Origin of the sequence: Halomonas getboli (assembly GCF_023094245.1) — a bacterium.
In the GTDB taxonomy this organism is placed as follows: Bacteria; Pseudomonadota; Gammaproteobacteria; order Pseudomonadales; family Halomonadaceae; genus Halomonas; species Halomonas getboli.
Map to the genome: position 1 here is coordinate 21792 of NZ_JALMEW010000008.1, position 18498 is coordinate 40289.

The window sequence follows — 18498 nt, forward strand, 5'->3', positions numbered from 1 at the left end:
TTGATCTGCCTACCTGTCCAGACAGGCACCTTATACATTTGCACGGGCAACTGACAAGCCAGGGTCCGGCTACCAGAGCCGCATCAGGTCGAAATACAGCGCCATCAGCATCAGCGTGCCGACCAGCGTCAGGCCGATGCGCAGGCCGATCGCCTGGACCCGCTCGGACACCGGACGCCCCCGGACCGCCTCCACCAGGTAATACAGCAGGTGGCCGCCGTCGAGCACCGGGATCGGCAGCAGGTTGAGCACGCCGAGGCTGATCGACAGATAGGCCAGGAAGCTGATGAAGCTCTCGAGCCCCGAGCGGGCGGAGTCGCCGGCGATACGGGCGATGGTGATCGGCCCGGAAAGATTGGACGGCGAGATCAGCCCCACCAGCATCTTGCGGATCGAGTCCAGCGTCAGCACGGCCATCTCGCCGGTCCGCGAGACCGCCTGCCCCACCGCGGCCAGCGGCCCGTAGCGGATCTCCCGGCGATACTCCTGCGGCCAGGACACCGAGGCCACGCCGGCGCCCACATGGCCGATGACGGTGCCGTCCTCGAGGGTATGGGAACGCGGCGTCAGCGTCAGCGTCAGGTGCTCGCCGTCGCGACGCACGCTCAGCGACAGCGCCTCGCCGGGATGGCCGCGGACGCGACGCACGAAATCGGCCCAGTCGGCCACCGGCTCGCCGTCGATGGCGACTATCTCGTCGCCGGCCTCGAGCCCGGCCGCGGCGGCCGGCTCGCCGTCCACCACCTGCCCGAGCACGGCGGGGATCTGCGGCCGCCAGGGCGTCACGCCGAGCGTTTCCAGCGGCCGCGGCGGATCCTGGCGCACCAGCCAGTCCTGCACCGGCAGGCGATGCTCGCGGGCCGTCCCGGCGCCCTCGTCGCGAGCGCTCACCGTCAGCTCGCCGCTGGCGCCGATGGCCGCGACCAGCTCGAGGTTGATGTCTTCCCAGGAGCGCACGGCCTCGCCCTGCACCGCAGTGATCTCCTGCCCGGCGGCAAGACCGCCGCGGGCGGCCGGCGAATCGGGGGCGACCCCGCCGATCACCGGCACCACGGTGGAGGTGCCGGCCACGAACAGCAGCCAGTAGGCGACCAGCGCTAGCAGGAAGTTGGCCAGCGGGCCGGCGACGACGATGGCGATGCGCTGCCACACGCCCTTGTGGTTGAAGGCCAGGTGGCGTTCGCCCTCGGGCACCGGCCCCTCGCGCTCGTCGAGCATCTTGACGTAGCCGCCCAGCGGGATGGCGGCCACGGCGAACTCGGTGCCGTGGCGGTCGACCCGCGACCACAGCGGCTTGCCGAAACCCACGGAGAAGCGCAGCACCTTGACGCCGCAGCGCCGGGCGACCCAGAAGTGGCCGAACTCATGGAAGGTGATCAGCAGGCCGAGCACCACGATCACGGCCAGTACGTTCTGGATCAGACCCATGGCTATCTCCGATTGAATGAACGATATCCGCCGCTAGCGGCGCTCCAGCCGGGCCTGCGCCTCGCGGCGCGCCCGGGCATCGGCGGCGAGAATCCCCTCCAGCTCGGTGGCAGGCGCCACCGGGCAGGCCTCGCGCACCCGCGCCACCAGCTCGCCGATCTCGGCGAAGCCCAGCCGGCCGTCGAGGAAGGCCTCCACGGCCACCTCGTTGGCGGCGTTGAGCACCGCCGGCGCCGTGCCCCCGTCCTCCATCGCCTCGCGGGCCAGCCGCAGGCAGGGGAAGGCGGCCTCGTCGGCGGGCTCGAAGTCGAGCCGCGCGATCTGGAACAGGTCCAGCGCCTCCACTCCGGCGTCGATGCGCTGCGGCCACGACAGCCCGTAGGCGATCGGCGTGCGCATGTCCGGGTTGCCCAGCTGGGCCAGCACCGAGCCGTCGGCGTAGGCGGCCATCGAGTGGATCACGCTCTGGGGATGCACCACCACCTGGATCTGCGACGGCCGGGCGTCGAACAGCCAGCAGGCCTCGATCAGCTCGAGCCCCTTGTTCATCAGGGTGGCGCTGTCCACCGAGATCTTGCGCCCCATCGACCAGTTGGGATGGGCGCAGGCCTGCTCGGGGGTGACCCCGGCCAGCGCCTCGGCGGACCAGCCGCGGAAGGGCCCGCCGGAGGCGGTCAGCAGCAGCTGGGTGACGCCGTGGCGCGAGAGGCCGCCGCGATGCTCGACGGGTAGACACTGATAGATGGCGTTATGTTCGGAATCGATCGGCAGCAGGGTCGCGCCGTGACGGTCCACGGCGTCCATGAACAGCGACCCGGACATCACCAGCGCTTCCTTGTTGGCCAGCAGCACCCGCTTGCCGGCGCGCACCGCGGCGAGCGTCGGCAGCAGGCCGGCGGCACCGACGATGGCCGCCATGACCACCTCGACCTCCGCTGCCTCGCTGACCTCGACCAGCGCCTCGGGGCCACAGCGCACCTCGGTGGCGAGCCCCGCCGCGCTCAGCCGCTCGCGCAGCCAGGCGGCGTCGGCCTCGCGGTCGAGCACGGCCAGTGCCGGCGCGTGGGCCCGGCACTGTTCGAGCAGCGTCTCGCGGGAGCGGTGAGCGGTGAGGGCGTGGACGCGATAGCGTTCGGGATGCCGCGCCAGCACGTCCAGGGTGCTGACGCCGATCGACCCGGTGGCGCCCAGCACGGTGACGGCCTGGGGCTGGCTCATGCGCCGAATCCTCCGGCCTGCAGCAGGGCGAACAGCGGCACCGCGGCGCACAGGCTGTCGATGCGGTCGAGCACGCCGCCGTGGCCGGGCAGCAGCTGGCTGGAATCCTTGATGCCGCGATGGCGCTTGAGCATGCTCTCGAGCAGGTCACCGACCACCGAGGCCAGGGTGACCACGGCGGTGACGGCCAGCAGCGCCAGGGTGGCGCCGAGCGACAGGGCCTGCCAGTCGGCGAACACCAGCGCCAGCAGCTCGGTCACCACCAGGCCACCGATCACACCCTCACGGGTCTTGCCGGGGCTGACCCGGGGCGCCAGCTTGCGCTTGCCGAGGGACTTGCCGACGAAGTAGGCGCCGATATCGGCCCCCCACACCAGCAGCAGCACGAACAGCAGCCACACGCTGCCGCTCTCGCGCAGCTGGTTGAAGCCGACCCAGGCCGGCAGCAGCACCCATAACCCCATGGCCAGGCGCATGCCGGTGGAGCGCCACTGATCGAGGCGCGCCGGATAGCCGATCACCCAGCGCAGGTTGACCAGCCAGCCCAGCGCGCCGAGCCACAGCGGCCAGCTCGCCAGATGCTGCCCGGTCACACCCAGTAGCGCCATCAGCGCCCCCAGGCCCAGCACGGGCTTCCAGCGGCGGGCGCCGGCATCGAGACCGGCCAGGTTGGCCCACTCCCAGGCGCCGAGCAGCACGATGGCCGCGGTGAACAGCGCGAAGGCGCTGCCGGTGAGACCGAACAGGCCGGCCAGCGCCAGCGGCGCCAGCCAGGCGGCGGTGAGAAGTCGCTGCTTAAGCACCCTGAGCCTCGACCTGGTCATCGGTCATGCCGAAGCGGCGCTTGCGCCCGGCGAAATCGGCCAGGGCCGCGTCGAAGGCATCGCCATCGAAGTCGGGCCACAGCACCGGGGAGAAGTAGAGTTCGGCGTAGGCCAGCTGCCAGAGCAGGAAGTTGGAGATGCGCTTCTCGTTGCTGGTACGGATGCACAGATCCACCGGCGCCGGCAGCGTCAGCTCGGCCTCGAGCGCCGTCTCGTCGATCGCCTCGGGGGCGAGATCGCCCGCGGCCACCCGCTCGCCCAGCTGTCGGGCGGCCTGGGCGATGTCCCACTGGCCGCCGTAGTTGGCGGCAATCACCAGGTGAAGCCCCCGATTACCGGCGGTCAGCGCCTCGGCCTGCTCGATGTGCTTCTGGATCGCCGACGAGAAGCCACTGCGATCGCCGATCACCGACAGGCGGATATCGTGCTGATGCAGCTTCTTGACCTCACGCTTGAGGGCGATCAGGAACAGCTCCATCAGGGCGCTGACCTCGACCGCCGGACGCTTCCAGTTCTCGCTGGAGAAGGCGAACAGCGTCAGGGTCTCGATGCCACGCTCGGCGGCCCGGCGGATGACCGCACGCACGGCCTCGACGCCGGCATGGTGGCCGCGCACGCCGGACATGCCGCGGGCCTTGGCCCAGCGGTTGTTGCCATCCATGATGATGGCGACGTGATGCGGCAGGCGTTCCCCGTCGGCGCGGGGCTGGGGAGACTCGGGTGACGTCATGGTGTCTCGCATGGCGGGTGGGACGGGGCGCTCCGTGAACGGCGGCATCGGGCGATGCCGCCGGCCGTCCTCAGACCTGCATCAGGTCGTGTTCCTTGGATTCCAGGGTCTTGTCGATCTCGGCGACGATCTTGTCGGTGAGCTTCTGGATGGCCTCCTCACCCTGACGCGCCTCGTCCTCGGTGATGTCCTTGTCCTTGAGCAGCGCCTTGATGTCGCCGTTGGCGTCGCGGCGCACGTTGCGCACCGCCACCCGGGCGCTCTCGGCCTCCTGACGCGCCTGCTTGATGTAGCCCTTGCGGGTCTCCTCGGTCAGCATCGGCATCGGCACGCGGATCACGTTGCCGGCGCTGGCCGGGTTGAGGCCCAGCTCGGCGGTCATGATGGCCTTCTCGACCTTCGGCACCATCTGCTGCTCCCAGGGCACCACGGTCAGGGTCCGGGCGTCCTCGATGTTGACCGAGGCCACCTGGTTGATCGGCACCTGGCCGCCGTAGTAATCGACGGTCACCGCATCCAGGATGCTGGGATGCGCCCGGCCGGTGCGGATCTTGTTGAAGTTGTGATGAAGAGCGTCGAGGCTCTTCTTCATGCGGCTTTCTGCGTCCTTCTGGATCTCGTCAATCACGATCTCACCCTCTATCAATCAGCGTGCCTTCCCGGCCGCCCACCACCAGGTTCAGCAGCGCCCCCGGCTTGTTCATGTTGAACACGCGCACCGGCATGTCATGGTCCCGCACCAGGCAGATGGCGGTCAAATCCATGACCCCGAGCTTCTGGTCGAGCGCATCATCGTAGGACAGCTGCTCGTACTTGACCGCATCGGCGTGCTTGACCGGATCCTTGTCGTAGACCCCGTCCACCTTGGTGGCCTTGACCACCACGTCGGCGTCGATCTCGATGCCGCGCAGGCAGGCCGCGGAGTCGGTGGTGAAGAAGGGGTTGCCGGTGCCGGCGGAAAACATCACCACGTCGCCGGAGGTCAGGTAGCGAATCGCCGTACGGCGGTCATAGTGCTCCACCACGCCGCTCATGGGAATCGCCGACATCACCCGCGAACGGATGTTGGAACGCTCCAGGGCGTCGCGCATCGCCAGGGCGTTCATCACCGTGGCCAGCATGCCCATGTGGTCGCCGGTGACGCGCTCCATGCCCGCCTCGTGCAGCGCGGCACCGCGGAACAGGTTGCCACCGCCGACCACGATACCGACCTGAACGCCGATGCCGACCAGCTGGCCGATCTCCAGCGCCATGCGGTCCAGCACCTTGGGGTCGATGCCGAACTCGGCGTCGCCGGTCAAGGCTTCCCCGGACAGCTTGAGCAGGATGCGCTTGTACTTCGAGACCTCGGCGCGAGGCTTGTCGGTCTTGGTGGAAAGTGGCTCGGCACTGCTCATGGCATGTCTCCCGGAAACTCGAGGAATCTGGATGGCCGGACGTACCGGCCGGATACGCGAAGGCGTGCGCTTTCGCGCACGCCATCTTCATGCTGGAACCGGCAAGCGCCTTAGCCGCGCTGGGCCTGTTCCATGACTTCCTTGGCGAAGTCGACCTCTTCCTTCTCGATGCCCTCGCCCACTTCGAAGCGGGTGAAGCCAACGACCTCGCCACCGGCGGCCTTGACGTACTCGGCCACGGTCTGGTTCGGGTCCTTGACGAACGGCTGTTCGGTCAGGCTGTTCTCGGCCAGATACTTCTTCAGACGGCCCTGGACCATCTTCTCGGCGATCTGCTCAGGCTTGCCGGCCATGTCCGGCTGGGCCAGGATGATCGCCTTCTCGGCGTCCAGCTTGTCCTGCGGCATGTTTTCCGGCAGCGCGACGGCCGGATTGATGGCGGCCACGTGCATGGACACGTCCTTGGCCGCGTCGGCGGTGCCGCCCTTGAGGGTGGTCAGCACGCCGATGCGGTCGCCGTGGACGTAGGCGCCCACGCGGCCGCCTTCCGGGGCCTCGACGACGACGCTGCGACGCACGCCGATGTTCTCGCCGATCTTCTGGACCAGCTGCTCGCGAGCTTCTTCCAGCTCGCCTTCCATGATGGCGGCGACATCTTCGCTCTTGGCGGCGAAGAAGGCATCGGCGACGCGATCGGCGAAGGCCTTGAAGTTGTCGTCACGGGCGACGAAGTCGGTCTCGGAGTTGATCTCGACCATCACGCCGTAGCTGCCGTCCTCGGCCACGCGGGTGACCACGGCGCCTTCGGCGGCGGTGCGGCCGGCCTTCTTGGCGGCCTTGAGACCGGAGTTCTTGCGCAGGTTCTCGATCGCGGTGTCGATGTCACCGCCGGCCTCGGTAAGGGCCTTCTTGCACTCCATCATGCCGAGCCCGGTGCGCTCGCGCAGTTCCTTGACCTGAGAGGCGCTGATAGCTGCCATGGTAGTGTCCTCTGAATGGTTCGACCTGGAATGTGGAAACCGGGCCTGAGCCCGGCACGTCCATCACCCGCCCTGGGGCGCGGCGCTCGAGCCGCTCCCGGCGCCGGCCGGCGTCATCGCCAGCCGGCGCCCGGGCGGGCCGACGATCACTCGGCGGCGGCGTCGCTGGCGTTGTCTTCGGTGACCTCGACGAACTCGTCGGGACGACCTTCCTTCGCACGTGCACAGGCGTCGGCGACGGCCTTGACGTAGATCTGGATGGCGCGGATGGAGTCATCGTTGCCCGGAATCACGTAGTCGACGCCATCCGGATCGGAGTTGGTATCCACCACGCCGATGACCGGGATGCCCAGCTTGTTCGCCTCGTTGATGGCGATGCGCTCGTGATCGACGTCGATCACGAACAGCGCGTCGGGCAGGCCGCCCATGTCCTTGATACCGCCGATGGAACGCTCGAGCTTGTCCTGCTCGCGGGTCGCCATCAGGACTTCCTTCTTGGTCAGCTTCTCGAAGGTACCATCTTCGTGCATGGTTTCGAGTTCACGCAGACGCTTGATGGACTGACGGATCGTCTTGAAGTTGGTCAGCATGCCGCCGAGCCAACGATGATTGACGTAGGACTGGCCGACGCGCTTGGCCTCTTCCTTGACGATCTTGCTGGCGCTGCGCTTGGTGCCGACGAACAGGATCTTGTTGTTCGCGGCGGCCATCTTCTCGACCACCTCGATGGCCTCGTTCAGGGCCGGGAGGGTATGCTCGAGGTTGATGATGTGAATCTTGTTACGAGCGCCGAAGATGAACTTGCTCATCTTCGGGTTCCAGTAACGGGTCTGGTGACCGAAGTGGGCGCCTGCTTTGAGCAGATCACGCATGTTGACGTGTGCCATGGATGACTCCTGGTAAATCGGGTTAGGCCTCCATGCACCCCATGGATCCGACCATCGGACGCGCCGACGGCACCCGGGACCATGTGCCGGTGCATGTGTGTTTTCAAGGCATTGCTTTGATATATCGCGCCCCGGCGACGTCGACCGGCCGCACTCGGCGGCGAAAGGATCGGACGATTGCAGGAAAGCGCGCAGCTTTATACCATGGATCACTTCCAAGATGAAGTCGCCCGACGCTCCCGCGCCCTCCGATACCGGCGACACCACTTCCGACTCCGAGACTCCATGAACGTACCCATCAAGACGCCCGACGAGATCGAGAAGATGCGCGAAGCGGGCCGCCAGGCCGCCAGCGTGCTCGAGATGATCGCCCCCTACGTCCAGGCCGGCGTCAGCACCGGCGAGATCGACCGGCGCTGCCACGACTACATTGTCGACGAGCTCGGCTCCACCCCCGCCCCGCTCAACTATCACGGCTTCCCCAAGTCGGTGTGCACCTCGATCAATCACGTGGTCTGTCATGGCATCCCCGACGACGGCAAGAAGCTGAAGAAGGGCGACATCATGAACCTGGACGTCACGGTGAAGACGCCCGACGGCTACCACGGCGACTCCAGCGTGATGTTCATCGTCGGCGAGAGCATCCAGGGCAGCCGCCTGTGCCGCGTCACCCAGGAATGCCTCTACAAGAGCATCGCCCTGGTGCGTCCCGGCGTCCATCTCTCCGAGCTGGCCCGCGTCATCCAGCAGCACGCCGAGGCCAACGGCTACTCGGTGGTGCGTGACTTCTGCGGCCACGGCATCGGCGCCGGCTTCCACGAGGAGCCGCAGGTGCTGCACTACGACGGCTACGCGCCGGAGGCCGACATCGCCCTCGAGGAAGGCATGTGCTTCACCATCGAGCCGATGATCAACGTGGGCGACCACCGCACCAAGGTACTGCGCGACGGCTGGACCGCGGTCACCAAGGACAAGGGGCTCACCGCCCAGTGGGAGCACACCCTGCTGGTCACCGCCAACGGCGTGGAGGTACTCACCGCGCGCAGCGACGAAGACCTCTCCTTCCTCGCTCACTGAGCCGGCCGCCATGCTGCTGCACCACTACGCCTTCACGCCCGACGAGACGCTGTTCGACGTCGAGGCGTTTCGCGCCGAGCTGACGGGCAGCCGCTCGCCGATCGCGCCATTCAAGGCGGCGCTGGCCGAGATCCAGGCCCGGCTCGACGAGCGCTTCCACGCCGGCGCCGACATCCGCGACCTGGTCCACGGCCGCGCCTGGTGCCTCGACCGCCTGCTGGCGCTGGCCTGGCAGCAGCATGACTGGCCCGAGGGCATCGCCCTGCTCGCCGTGGGCGGCTACGGCCGGGGCGAGCTGCACCCCCACTCCGACATCGACCTGCTGCTGCTGCTCGAGCACGATGACGACGAGCCCTTCCGCGAGCCGCTGACCGCCTTCATCACCTTCCTGTGGGACATCGGCCTGGAGATCGGCCAGAGCGTGCGCTCGCTGTCCGACTGCGAGCGCGAGGCCGCCGCCGACGTCACGGTGATCACCAACCTGCTCGAGTCGCGCACCCTGGCCGGCCCCGAGCGGCTGCGCGAGGCGATGCAGGCGCGCATCGCCACCGACCGACTGTGGCCCGCAGACCGCTTCTTCGAGGCCAAGTGGCAGGAACAGATCGCTCGCCACTATCGCTTCAACAACTCCGAGTATCACCTCGAGCCCAACATCAAGAGCTCGCCCGGCGGGCTCCGCGACATCCAGATGATCGGCTGGGTCGCCAAGCGCCACTTCGCCAGCGAGCGCTACGAGGACATCGTCGACATCGGCTTCATGAACGACGCCGAGCTGCGCATCCTCAGCCAGGGCCAGGCCTTCCTGTGGCAGGTCCGCTACGCCCTGCACATGCTCACCGGTCGCGCCGAGGACCGCCTGCTGTTCGATCACCAGGCGACCATCGCCGAGATGTTCGGCTACCGGGACACCCCGGAGCGCCTCGCCGTCGAGCAGTTCATGAAGCGCTACTACCGGCACGTGACCGCGCTCGCCGGCCTCAACGACATGCTGCTGCAGCACTTCGACGAGGCCATCCTGCGCGACGTCGAAGCGCTCGAGACGGTGCCGCTCAACGCCCGCTTCGAGATCACCGGCGGCTACATCCAGGCCCGCTCGCGAAGCGTATTCCGCGAGACGCCCTCGGCGCTGCTCGAGCTGTTCCTGCTCATGGCCGAGCACCCGGAAATCGAAGGCGTGCGCGCCGACACCATCCGCCTGATCCGCGACCATCGCCATCTGATCGACGACCGCTACCGCGAGGATCCGCGCCACCAGCGGCTGTTCATGGCGCTGCTGCGTGCCAGCGGCAACGTCGCCCGCCAGCTCCGGCGCATGAACCGCTACGGCGTGCTCGGCAAGTACCTGCCGGTGTTCGGCCAGGCCGTTGGGCTGATGCAGCACGACCTGTTCCACATCTATACCGTGGACGCCCACACCCTGCGCCTGCTCAAGTGCATCCACAACTTCCGCAAGCCCGAGGCCCGCGAGACCTACCCGGTGGCCGCGGCGCTGATCCAGCAGCTGCCGAAGCTGGACCTGCTGTGGATCGCCGGGCTGTTCCACGACATCGGCAAGGGCCGCGGCGGCGACCACTCGCTGATCGGCGCCCGCGACGTCGAGGCCTTCGCCGCCCTGCATGGCCTCTCCGGCCGCGACACCCGGCTGGTGGCCTGGCTGGTGGAGCATCACCTGCTGATGTCGATGGTGGCCCAGAAGCGCGACATCAGCGACCCGGAAGTGATCAGCGAGTTCGCCCGCGAGGTCGGCGACGAGACCCGCCTCGACTACCTGTACGTGCTGACCGTAGCCGACATCACCGCCACCAACCCGACGCTGTGGAACGGCTGGCGCGCCTCGCTGCTGCGCCAGCTGCACGCCGAGACCAAGCGCGCCCTGCGCCGCGGCCTCGAGAATCCGCTGGAGCGCGACGACTCAGTGCGCGAGACCCGCGAGGAGGCGCACTCGCTGCTGGCCACGGTGGGCGCCGACATGGACCGCGTCGACCGGCTGTGGGAATCGCTCGGCGAGGACTACTTCCTGCAGTACGCGCCCAGCGAGATCGCCTGGCAGACCCAGGGCATTCTCGCCCACCAGGGCAGCGAGCTGCCGCTGGTGATGATCAGCGCCCCCACCGCCGACATGGCCGAAGGCGGCACCAAGGTGTTCATCCATACCCGCTCGGTGGACAACCTGTTCGCCGCCACCTCGGCGGCCATGGAGCAGCTCGGCCTGTCGATCCACGATGCCCGCATCGCCACCTCGAGCAACGACTGGACCCTCAACACCTTCATCGTGCTCGACGACGACAACCTGGCGATCCGCGAGCCGGCGCGGCTGGAGGAAATCCACCATCACCTGGTGGAAGAGCTCGACGACCCGGACGACTATCCGCAGATCGTCAGCCGCCACACCCCGCGTCAGCTCAAGCACTTCCGGGTACCGACCCAGGTCACCATCGAGCAGGACGCGAACAGCGGGCGCACCCTGCTCGAGCTCACCGCCCCGGACCGCCCCGGCCTGCTGGCCCGGGTCGGGCGCATCTTCATGGAGCAGCACATCGCCCTCTCGGCGGCCAAGATCGCCACCCTGGGCGAGCGGGTCGAGGACGTGTTCTTCATCACCGACCGCGCCGGTGTCCCGATCACCGACCCCGAGCGCCAGCAGCGCCTGCGCGAGCGGCTGATCGAAGTGCTCGACGTCAGCGGCTGAGGCCTCGTTTGAGGCCCCACCGGGGGTTCCCTATAATCGGCGCCTTGCCACGCGACAATATAACGACGCCGAACACGGCCACTGGACACCCATGAACCCCGATCTCGACGCCCTCAAGCCCTACCCCTTCGAGAGGCTCGCCGCTCTCAAGGCCGACGTGATGCCGCCCGCGGACCTGGCGCACATCCCGCTGACCATCGGCGAGCCGCGCCACGCCCCCTATGCCGGCGCCCTGGAAGCGCTGACCGCGCACCTCGGCGACATGGCCCGCTATCCGGCCACTCCCGGCACGCCCGAGCTGCGCGGCGCCATCGCCGACTGGGCCGAACGGCGCTTCGCCCTCGAGGACCTCGACGCCGGCAGCCAGGTGCTGCCGGTCAACGGCACCCGCGAGGCGATCTTCGCCTTCGTCCAGGCGGCCCTGGACCGCAGCCGACCGGCGCGGGTCGCGGTGCCCAATCCCTTCTACCAGATCTACGAGGGCGCCACCCTGCTGGCCGGCGGCACGCCGCTCTACCTCGACTGCCGCGCCGAGCACGGCTTTCGCCCCGATCTCGACGCCGTGCCGGCCGAGACCTGGCGCGACGTGCAGATCGTCTTCACCTGCTCGCCGGGCAACCCCACCGGCGCGGTGACGCCGCTCGACGAGCTCAAGAAGCTGATCGCCCTGGCCGACGAGCATGATTTCATCGTCGCCGCCGACGAGTGCTATTCGGAGCTCTACCTGGACGAGGCCGCCCCACCCCCGGGGCTGCTGCAGGCCTGCGCCGAGCTCGGCCGCCACGACTACCGGCGCTGCCTGGTGTTCCATTCGCTGTCCAAGCGCTCCAATCTGCCGGGGCTGCGCTCGGGCTTCGTGGCCGGCGACGCCGAGCTGCTGGCGGCCTTCCGCCGCTACCGCACCTATCACGGCTGCGCCATGTCGCTGCCGCTGCAGCACGCCTCGATCGCCGCCTGGAACGACGAGGCCCACGTGCGCGCCAACCGCGACGCCTACCGCGAGAAGTTCGCCGCGGTAACCGAGATCCTCACCCCGGTGATGGACTTCCCCGCCCCCGAGGCCAGCTTCTACCTGTGGCCGGCGGTACCCGGCGGCGACGACGAGGCCTTCACCCGCTCGCTGTTCGCCGAGCAGCACGTCAGCGTGCTGCCGGGCAGCTACATGGGCCGCCCCGGCGCCGGCGGCGTGAACCCCGGCGCCGGCCGCATCCGCCTGGCGCTGGTGGACGAGCTCGGCGCCACCGTCGAGGCCGCCCGCCGCCTGCGCCGCCACGTCGAACGCCACGCCTGACTCAGGAGAGACCGCCATGATGACGCTGTTCGGCATCAAGAACTGCGATACCTGCCGCAAGGCGCGCAAGGCCCTGGAAGGTCGGGGCCAGCCCTTTCAGTTCCACGATCTGCGCGAGGACGGCCTGTCCGCCCCGCTGCTCGAGCACATCCTCGAGCGGGTGCCGGTGCTGACCCTGCTCAACAAGCGCAGCACCACCTGGCGCCAGCTGCCCGACGAGGACAAGGCGGACATCGACGGCGACAAGGCCCGCCGGCTGATGATGGCCCATCCCACCCTGATCAAGCGCCCGCTGCTGGACACCGGCGACGAGATTCTCGTCGGCTTCCGCGACGGCGACTACGACCACCTCTAGGCGGCCCCTGGCCGACCTGAACCCCATCGAGAGGACCCCCTCATGCTCAGCTTTGCACTCGGAATCGGTACCCAGAACACTCAGGGCGACTGGCTCGAGATCTACTACCCGGCGCCGCTGCTGAACCCGGACGCCGCCCTGACCGAGGCCGCCGCCAAGGTGCTCGACGCTCCCGCGGGCAACGCCGCCGTCAGCTTCCTGCCGGAGCACTGCGCCGCGCTGGCCGAGGCCCTGAAGAGCGCCGGCCACGCCGACCAGGCCGAGCTCGCCGAGGCCATGGCGGCCAGCCAGCGTCCGCTGGTGGCGACCTTCATCGCCGAGGACCTGCCGCCGCAGAGCGCCCCGGAGGTCTACCTCAAGCTGCACCTGCTGTCGCATCGCCTGGTCAAGCCGCACGGCACCGACCTGACCGGCATGTTCGGCCTGCTGCGCAACATCGCCTGGTCCAGCGAAGGCCCGATCGACATCGAGGAGCTGCCGGCCCGGCGTCTCAAGGCGCGCCTGGAAGGCCGCACCCTGTCGGTGGACTGCGTCGACAAGTTCCCCAAGATGACCGACTACGTGGTGCCGACCGGCGTGCGCATCGGCGACACCGCCCGCGTGCGCCTGGGTGCCTACCTCGGCGAAGGCTCCACCGTGATGCACGAGGGCTTCGTCAACTTCAACGCCGGCGCCGAAGGTCCGGGCATGATCGAAGGCCGCATCTCCGCCGGCGTGATGGTCGGCAAGGGCTCCGACCTGGGCGGCGGCTGCTCCACCATGGGCACCCTGTCCGGCGGCGGCAACATCATCATCAAGGTCGGCGAAGGCTGCCTGATCGGCGCCAACGCCGGCATCGGCATCCCGCTGGGCGACCGCTGCACCGTGGAAGCCGGCCTCTACATCACCGCCGGCGCCAAGGTCGCCGTGCTCGACGACCAGGGCCAGGAGGTCGAGGTCGTGGCCGCTCGCGAGCTTGCCGGCCAGGATGATCTGCTGCTGCGCCGCAACTCCCAGAACGGCCGCATCGAGTGCCTGACCAACAAGAGCGCCATCGCGCTCAACGAAGCCCTGCACGCCCACAACTGAGCCCTGCCCCGGCGCCTTCGGGCGCCGGGGTGCGGCCCGCCGGAATCCCGCATGACCTCGACCAGCTCCGAGCCTACGCTCTCCCCGACCCTCGAACTCGCCATGGCGCTGATGCGCCGCCCCTCCGTGACCCCCGACGACCTGGGCTGCCAGGCCATGATGATCGAACGCCTGGAGCGCCTGGGCTTCGTCATCGAGCGCCTGCCGTTCGGCGACGTCGAGAACTTCTGGGCGGTGCGCGGCCATCATGGCCCGGTGCTGGCCTTCGCCGGCCATACCGACGTGGTGCCGAGCGGCCCCGAGGTGAACTGGGAGCACCCGCCCTTCGCGCCCTGCATCGATGACGACGGCATGCTGTGTGGCCGCGGCGCCGCCGACATGAAGGGCAGCCTGGCCGCCATGATCACCGCCGTGGAGCGCTTCGTGGCCGCCCATCCCGAGCATCCGGGCCGCCTGGCCTTCCTGATCACCTCCGACGAGGAAGGCCCGGCGGTGGACGGCACCCGCGCCGTGGTCGAGCACCTGCGCGAGACCCACGACCGGCTCGACTACTGCATCGTCGGCGAGCCCTCCTCCACCGACCGGCTCGGCGACGTGATCAAGAACGGTCGGCGCGGCTCGCTGGGCGGCGTGCTGCACGTCAAGGGCGTGCAGGGCCACGTGGCCTACCCGCACATGGCGCGCAACCCGATCCACGAGGTCGCCCCGGCGCTGGACGCCCTGGTGCGCGAGCACTGGGACGGCGGCAACGCGTTCTTCCCGGCCACCAGCTTCCAGGTCTCCAACATCCGCTCGGGCACCGGCGCCACCAACGTGATTCCGGGCGAGGTGGAGGTGGTGTTCAACTTCCGCTACTCCACCGCCCTGACCCACGAGACGCTGCGCCAGCGCACCGAGGCGATCCTCGAGGCCCACGGCCTGGACTTCCACATCGACTGGACCCTCAACGGCGAGCCTTTCCTGACCTCAGAGGGCGAACTGGTGGACGCCGCGGTCGGCGGCGTCGAGGACGTGATGGGCCATCGCCCCGAGCTGTCCACTGCCGGCGGCACCTCCGACGGCCGCTTCATCGCCACCCTGGGCAGCCAGGTGGTCGAGCTCGGCCCGCGAAACGACACCATCCACAAGGTCAACGAGCGGGTCCGCGCCGCCGACCTCGACGATCTCAGCCGGGTCTATGAAGCGATCATGACCCGACTGTTCGTCGACGGCACGTCACGCCCCTGAGGACACCATGGAACGCTATCCCGACATCGAGATCTATCTGGCCCGCGTCGAGCCCGACGCCCTGAACGCCTGGCTCGGCGAGGCCCTCGACGCCGCGCCGCTGACGCCGGCCGGCAAGCATCGCTGGCGCACCCAGGGCCGCCACGACGGGGCCGAGATCCCGGTGCTGCTGGTCGAGAAGGCCGCCGACGGCTTCGCCAGCCTGTGGCTGGACAGCGCCGAATCACCCTGGCCCACCGACAGCGACCTCGCCCGCGCCGCCGCCGCGCGGCTAGGCTGCGAGGTGCGCTGCTCGCTGGGCGGCTGGCAGCCCGGCGACGACCCGGACCGCTTCCTGCAGGTGCTGCCGGACGGCGGCGAGGCCACCATCGACTGGCCCGACTCGGGGCAGTGAGCCGAAACGACATCGCCCCGCGAATGCGGGGCGATGTCGTTGGATGGCGATTAGACAGCAGTCGGGGAAACGGCGCCGAGCGAAGATCAGACAAGGCGGAAGGTCGTCGAGAGAGCGGAGTTTACTAGCAGCTAAATGAGCATCTCGAGACGACCTTCCAACGCAGTATGATCGAGCGCAGGCCCGTTTCAGGTGATGACGGTGACGTCATCGGCCTGCAGCCCCCGATCATTGCGCGAAACGTGGTACTTCACCTTCTGGCCCTCGGCCAGGGTGCGATGACCGCGGCCGCGGATGGCGCGGAAGTGGACGAAGACGTCCTCGCCGCTGTCGCGGGTGATGAAGCCATAGCCCTTGTTGACGTTGAACCACTTGACCTCGCCGATCTCGCGGCCGTCGTCCTCGACCTCGGCGATGTTGGACAGCTGGGGCGTCAGGGCGTTGATCGCCAGGGTGGCCACCAGCAGCAGCAGGAAGACCGCCAGCACCGCGGCGATATAGACCTCCGCCAGGCCGCCGACCTCGAGGCTGGCGAACAGCTCGCGGGACAGTTCGCCGCCGGTCAGCTGGACGAACAGGGCGATCAGCAGCGGCGCCGGCGCGGCCAGCAACAGGCTAACGATACTGCAACGAAACACGACCTTTCGATTCATAAACTTGGGATGCTCTCTGTCGTTGGGAACGGATGTGATGGGATCGAGGCACCAAACGGCCCGCAGGCCGCCCTCGACCCGGCTGCGCCGACACTGCTCGATCCATCGGCGAACGCCGACGATGCGGGCAGGACCGCGACAGGCCGCGCCAGAATGAGTCTTGACACGGTATAAGGAGTCTATCATGCACGACGACGACACGCCCTCGGACGCGGCGGCACGCCTGGAAGCCCTGGAGAGCCGGCTGGCCTACCAGGAACACTGGCTGGACACCCTGGACCGCACGGTGGCCGCCCAGGAGAAGCGCCTGATGCAGCTGGAACGCCTCAACGAGCTGATGCAGCACAGGCTGCGCGAACAGCATCAGGCGTTGCAGGACGCAGATGCAACGACACCCCGCCCGGAGGACGAGGTGCCGCCGCATTACTAGCTACGAGGTATCAGTCTATGCCCGAAGCCCGAAGCCCGAAGCCCGAAGCCCGAAGCCCGAAGCCCGAAGCCCGAAGCCCGAAGCCCGAAGCCCGAAGCCCGAAGTTCAGAGTTCGTCCAGATAGCGCTCGGCGTCCAGGGCCGCCATGCAGCCGGTGCCGGCGGAGGTCACCGCCTGACGATAGACATGGTCCATGACGTCGCCGGCGGCGAACACCCCCGGCACGCTGGTGGCGGTGGCGTTGCCCTCGAGGCCGGACTGCACCTTGATGTAGCCGCCGGCCATGTCCAGCTGGCCCTCGAAGATGCCGGTGTTCGGGCTGTGGCCGATGGCGATGAACACACCCGGCGCGCCGATCTCACGCGTGCTGCCATCCTCGGTGGACTTCAGACGCGCCCCGGTGACGCCGGAGTTGTCGCCCAGCACCTCGTCCAGGGTGTGGTTCCAGATCAGCTCGACGTTGCCGTTCTCGGCCTTCTCGAACAGCTTGTCCTGGAGAATCTTCTCGGCGCGCAGGCTGTCGCGGCGGTGCACCAGGGTGACCTTGGAGGCGATGTTGGAGAGGTACAGCGCCTCTTCCACGGCGGTGTTGCCGCCGCCGACCACGACCACTTCCTGGTTGCGGTAGAAGAAACCGTCGCAGGTGGCACAGGCGGACACGCCCTGGCCCATGAACTTCTGCTCGGAGTCCAGGCCCAGGTAGCGGGCGCTGGCGCCGGTGGCGATGATCAGGGCATCGCAGGTGTAGGTGCCGTTGTCGCCCTTCAGGGTGTAGGGCTTCTCGCGCAGCTCGACCTCGTGGATATGGTCGAACAGCACCTCGGTGTCGAAGCGCTCGGCATGGCGCTTCATGCGCTCCATCAGCTCGGGGCCCTGCACGCCGGTGTCATCGCCCGGCCAGTTGTCCACATCGGTGGTGGTGGTCAGCTGGCCGCCAGCCTGGATGCCGGTGATCAGCAGCGGCTTCAGGTTGGCGCGGGCCGCGTAGACGGCGGCGGTGTAGCCGGCCGGGCCGGAGCCGAGGATGATCAGGCGTTCGTGGCGCGCTTCGCTCATGGGGAACCTCGCAATTCTCGAAAGGGGGTGGAACAACGGGCTTGGCGATGGCGGCGAGCCGTCGGCATCGCAAAGGCCGCTGACGCGAGGGGCGGCCCGCAGGCCGCCCCGGAGGACATCACGCAGGCTTAGAGAGCGCCGGCGTGGTTGCCCAGGTAGCTCGCGACACCTTCGGCGGTGTCCTTCATGCCTTCCTGGCCTTCGTCCCAGCCGGCCGGGCAGACTTCGCCGTTCTTCTGGTGGAACTGCAGGGCCTTGACCATGCGCAGCATCTCGTCGACGTTGCGGCCCAGCGGCAGGTTGTTGACGACCTGGTGCTGGACGACGCCGTTCTCGTCGATCAGGAAGGAGCCGCGCATGGCAACGCCGGCTTCCGGATGCTCGATGCCGTAGGCCTGGGTGATCTCGTGCTTGACGTCGGCCACGATCGGGAAGCCGACTTCACCGATGCCGCCCTTCTCCGGCGCGGTCAGGCGCCAGGCGTGGTGGGTGAACTGGGAATCGATGGAGACACCGATCACCTCGACGCCGAGCTCCTTGAACTGCGCCAGACGGTTATCGTGGGCGATGATCTCGGACGGGCACACGAAGGTGAAGTCCAGCGGCCAGAAGAACAGCACGCGAAGCTTGCCGTTGCTGTCGGACAGCTTGAAGTTGTCGACGATATCGCCGTTGCCGAGGACGGCGGCGGCTTCGAAATCGGGTGCTTGACGTCCAACCAGTACGCTCATGCAGATCTCCTTGAGTGTGAGTGATGGCATTCATGGGGGTAAAAGCGGAATGCCTACGCTAGG

General features: G+C 68.3%; 19 protein-coding genes. 8 read left to right on the forward strand and 11 right to left on the reverse strand.

Going from position 1 to position 18498, the window contains the following annotated elements:
* Positions 1 to 69: 69 nt before the first annotated feature.
* From rseP to rpsB, 8 genes are all read right to left on the reverse strand, one after another.
* Positions 70 to 1428, reverse strand: a complete 1359-nt coding sequence (rseP, locus tag MYL53_RS15010; RefSeq protein ID WP_247854760.1) for a sigma E protease regulator RseP — start codon at positions 1426 to 1428, stop codon at positions 70 to 72.
* A 33-nt stretch (positions 1429 to 1461) separates the two neighbouring features.
* Positions 1462 to 2646 (reverse strand): 1-deoxy-D-xylulose-5-phosphate reductoisomerase, encoded by a 1185-nt coding sequence (gene ispC, locus MYL53_RS15015; RefSeq protein ID WP_247854761.1) that lies wholly within the window; start codon positions 2644 to 2646, stop codon positions 1462 to 1464.
* A complete protein-coding gene (locus MYL53_RS15020; RefSeq protein WP_247854762.1) occupies positions 2643 to 3449 on the reverse strand; it encodes a phosphatidate cytidylyltransferase in 807 nt (268 codons plus the stop codon). Before MYL53_RS15020 ends, ispC begins: the two co-directional genes overlap by 4 nt.
* Positions 3442 to 4200 carry a polyprenyl diphosphate synthase gene (gene uppS / locus MYL53_RS15025; RefSeq protein WP_247854763.1) on the reverse strand — a complete coding sequence of 253 codons (759 nt, stop codon included), beginning with the start codon at positions 4198 to 4200 and terminating at the stop codon, positions 3442 to 3444. The genes MYL53_RS15020 and uppS overlap by 8 nt, the downstream gene beginning before the upstream one ends.
* Positions 4201 to 4270: 70 nt before the next feature.
* Positions 4271 to 4828 carry a ribosome recycling factor gene (frr, locus tag MYL53_RS15030; protein WP_247854764.1) on the reverse strand — a complete coding sequence of 186 codons (558 nt, stop codon included), beginning with the start codon at positions 4826 to 4828 and terminating at the stop codon, positions 4271 to 4273.
* 4 nt (positions 4829 to 4832) lie between these two features.
* A complete protein-coding gene (gene pyrH, locus MYL53_RS15035) occupies positions 4833 to 5597 on the reverse strand; it encodes a UMP kinase (protein WP_247854765.1) in 765 nt (254 codons plus the stop codon).
* 110 nt (positions 5598 to 5707) lie between these two features.
* On the reverse strand, positions 5708 to 6577 hold the full coding sequence (gene tsf, locus MYL53_RS15040) for a translation elongation factor Ts (protein WP_247854766.1): 870 nt from the start codon (positions 6575 to 6577) through the stop codon (positions 5708 to 5710).
* A gap of 146 nt (positions 6578 to 6723) precedes the next feature.
* The gene (rpsB, locus tag MYL53_RS15045; protein WP_247854767.1) at positions 6724 to 7464 is read right to left on the reverse strand and encodes a 30S ribosomal protein S2; all 741 of its coding nucleotides are present in this window, start codon (positions 7462 to 7464) and stop codon (positions 6724 to 6726) included.
* Positions 7465 to 7749: 285 nt separating this feature from the next.
* On the opposite strand from rpsB, the gene map reads away from it, so the two are divergent.
* From map to MYL53_RS15080, 7 genes are all read left to right on the forward strand, one after another.
* Positions 7750 to 8541 carry a type I methionyl aminopeptidase gene (gene map / locus MYL53_RS15050; RefSeq protein ID WP_247854768.1) on the forward strand — a complete coding sequence of 264 codons (792 nt, stop codon included), beginning with the start codon at positions 7750 to 7752 and terminating at the stop codon, positions 8539 to 8541.
* A 10-nt stretch (positions 8542 to 8551) separates the two neighbouring features.
* Positions 8552 to 11230 (forward strand): [protein-PII] uridylyltransferase, encoded by a 2679-nt coding sequence (locus MYL53_RS15055; protein ID WP_247854769.1) that lies wholly within the window; start codon positions 8552 to 8554, stop codon positions 11228 to 11230.
* Between the two features lie 91 nt (positions 11231 to 11321).
* Positions 11322 to 12521: a succinyldiaminopimelate transaminase gene (gene dapC, locus MYL53_RS15060; RefSeq protein ID WP_247854770.1), complete on the forward strand. Its 1200-nt coding sequence runs from the start codon at positions 11322 to 11324 to the stop codon at positions 12519 to 12521.
* 16 nt (positions 12522 to 12537) lie between these two features.
* On the forward strand, positions 12538 to 12876 hold the full coding sequence (locus MYL53_RS15065; RefSeq protein ID WP_247854771.1) for an arsenate reductase: 339 nt from the start codon (positions 12538 to 12540) through the stop codon (positions 12874 to 12876).
* Between the two features lie 42 nt (positions 12877 to 12918).
* The gene (gene dapD, locus MYL53_RS15070) at positions 12919 to 13944 is read left to right on the forward strand and encodes a 2,3,4,5-tetrahydropyridine-2,6-dicarboxylate N-succinyltransferase (RefSeq protein WP_247854772.1); all 1026 of its coding nucleotides are present in this window, start codon (positions 12919 to 12921) and stop codon (positions 13942 to 13944) included.
* 51 nt (positions 13945 to 13995) lie between these two features.
* A complete protein-coding gene (gene dapE / locus MYL53_RS15075) occupies positions 13996 to 15171 on the forward strand; it encodes a succinyl-diaminopimelate desuccinylase (protein ID WP_247854773.1) in 1176 nt (391 codons plus the stop codon).
* A 7-nt stretch (positions 15172 to 15178) separates the two neighbouring features.
* A complete protein-coding gene (locus tag MYL53_RS15080; RefSeq protein WP_247854774.1) occupies positions 15179 to 15565 on the forward strand; it encodes a hypothetical protein in 387 nt (128 codons plus the stop codon).
* A 188-nt stretch (positions 15566 to 15753) separates the two neighbouring features.
* Here the strand turns inward: MYL53_RS15080 and MYL53_RS17295 are convergent, their stop codons facing one another.
* Positions 15754 to 16218 (reverse strand): cold-shock protein, encoded by a 465-nt coding sequence (locus MYL53_RS17295; RefSeq protein WP_282103615.1) that lies wholly within the window; start codon positions 16216 to 16218, stop codon positions 15754 to 15756.
* Positions 16219 to 16402: 184 nt separating this feature from the next.
* Here MYL53_RS17295 and MYL53_RS15090 point away from each other — a divergent pair, with 184 nt between their 5' ends.
* A complete protein-coding gene (locus MYL53_RS15090) occupies positions 16403 to 16648 on the forward strand; it encodes a SlyX family protein (protein ID WP_247854775.1) in 246 nt (81 codons plus the stop codon).
* Between the two features lie 105 nt (positions 16649 to 16753).
* Here MYL53_RS15090 and trxB read toward each other — a convergent pair whose 3' ends face one another.
* Together trxB and MYL53_RS15100 are read right to left on the reverse strand one after the other, a co-directional pair.
* Entirely contained in the window at positions 16754 to 17704 is a 951-nt protein-coding gene (gene trxB / locus MYL53_RS15095) for a thioredoxin-disulfide reductase (protein WP_247854776.1), read from the reverse strand.
* 128 nt (positions 17705 to 17832) lie between these two features.
* Positions 17833 to 18435 carry a peroxiredoxin gene (locus tag MYL53_RS15100; protein ID WP_247854777.1) on the reverse strand — a complete coding sequence of 201 codons (603 nt, stop codon included), beginning with the start codon at positions 18433 to 18435 and terminating at the stop codon, positions 17833 to 17835.
* Positions 18436 to 18498: the final 63 nt, after the last annotated feature.

What these genes read in the sequence shown, in the direction of transcription:
- rseP (WP_247854760.1), bottom strand. Translation starts at nt 1,428, where the DNA reads ATGGGTCTGATCCAGAACGTACTGGCCGTGATCGTGGTGCTCGGCCTG.
- ispC (WP_247854761.1), bottom strand. Translation starts at nt 2,646, where the DNA reads ATGAGCCAGCCCCAGGCCGTCACCGTGCTGGGCGCCACCGGGTCGATC.
- uppS (WP_247854763.1), bottom strand. Translation starts at nt 4,200, where the DNA reads ATGACGTCACCCGAGTCTCCCCAGCCCCGCGCCGACGGGGAACGCCTG.
- pyrH (WP_247854765.1), bottom strand. Translation starts at nt 5,597, where the DNA reads ATGAGCAGTGCCGAGCCACTTTCCACCAAGACCGACAAGCCTCGCGCC.
- tsf (WP_247854766.1), bottom strand. Translation starts at nt 6,577, where the DNA reads ATGGCAGCTATCAGCGCCTCTCAGGTCAAGGAACTGCGCGAGCGCACC.
- rpsB (WP_247854767.1), bottom strand. Translation starts at nt 7,464, where the DNA reads ATGGCACACGTCAACATGCGTGATCTGCTCAAAGCAGGCGCCCACTTC.
- map (WP_247854768.1), top strand. Translation starts at nt 7,750, where the DNA reads ATGAACGTACCCATCAAGACGCCCGACGAGATCGAGAAGATGCGCGAA.
- MYL53_RS15055 (WP_247854769.1), top strand. Translation starts at nt 8,552, where the DNA reads ATGCTGCTGCACCACTACGCCTTCACGCCCGACGAGACGCTGTTCGAC.
- dapC (WP_247854770.1), top strand. Translation starts at nt 11,322, where the DNA reads ATGAACCCCGATCTCGACGCCCTCAAGCCCTACCCCTTCGAGAGGCTC.
- MYL53_RS15065 (WP_247854771.1), top strand. Translation starts at nt 12,538, where the DNA reads ATGATGACGCTGTTCGGCATCAAGAACTGCGATACCTGCCGCAAGGCG.
- dapD (WP_247854772.1), top strand. Translation starts at nt 12,919, where the DNA reads ATGCTCAGCTTTGCACTCGGAATCGGTACCCAGAACACTCAGGGCGAC.
- dapE (WP_247854773.1), top strand. Translation starts at nt 13,996, where the DNA reads ATGACCTCGACCAGCTCCGAGCCTACGCTCTCCCCGACCCTCGAACTC.
- MYL53_RS15080 (WP_247854774.1), top strand. Translation starts at nt 15,179, where the DNA reads ATGGAACGCTATCCCGACATCGAGATCTATCTGGCCCGCGTCGAGCCC.
- MYL53_RS17295 (WP_282103615.1), bottom strand. Translation starts at nt 16,218, where the DNA reads ATGAATCGAAAGGTCGTGTTTCGTTGCAGTATCGTTAGCCTGTTGCTG.
- MYL53_RS15090 (WP_247854775.1), top strand. Translation starts at nt 16,403, where the DNA reads ATGCACGACGACGACACGCCCTCGGACGCGGCGGCACGCCTGGAAGCC.
- trxB (WP_247854776.1), bottom strand. Translation starts at nt 17,704, where the DNA reads ATGAGCGAAGCGCGCCACGAACGCCTGATCATCCTCGGCTCCGGCCCG.
- MYL53_RS15100 (WP_247854777.1), bottom strand. Translation starts at nt 18,435, where the DNA reads ATGAGCGTACTGGTTGGACGTCAAGCACCCGATTTCGAAGCCGCCGCC.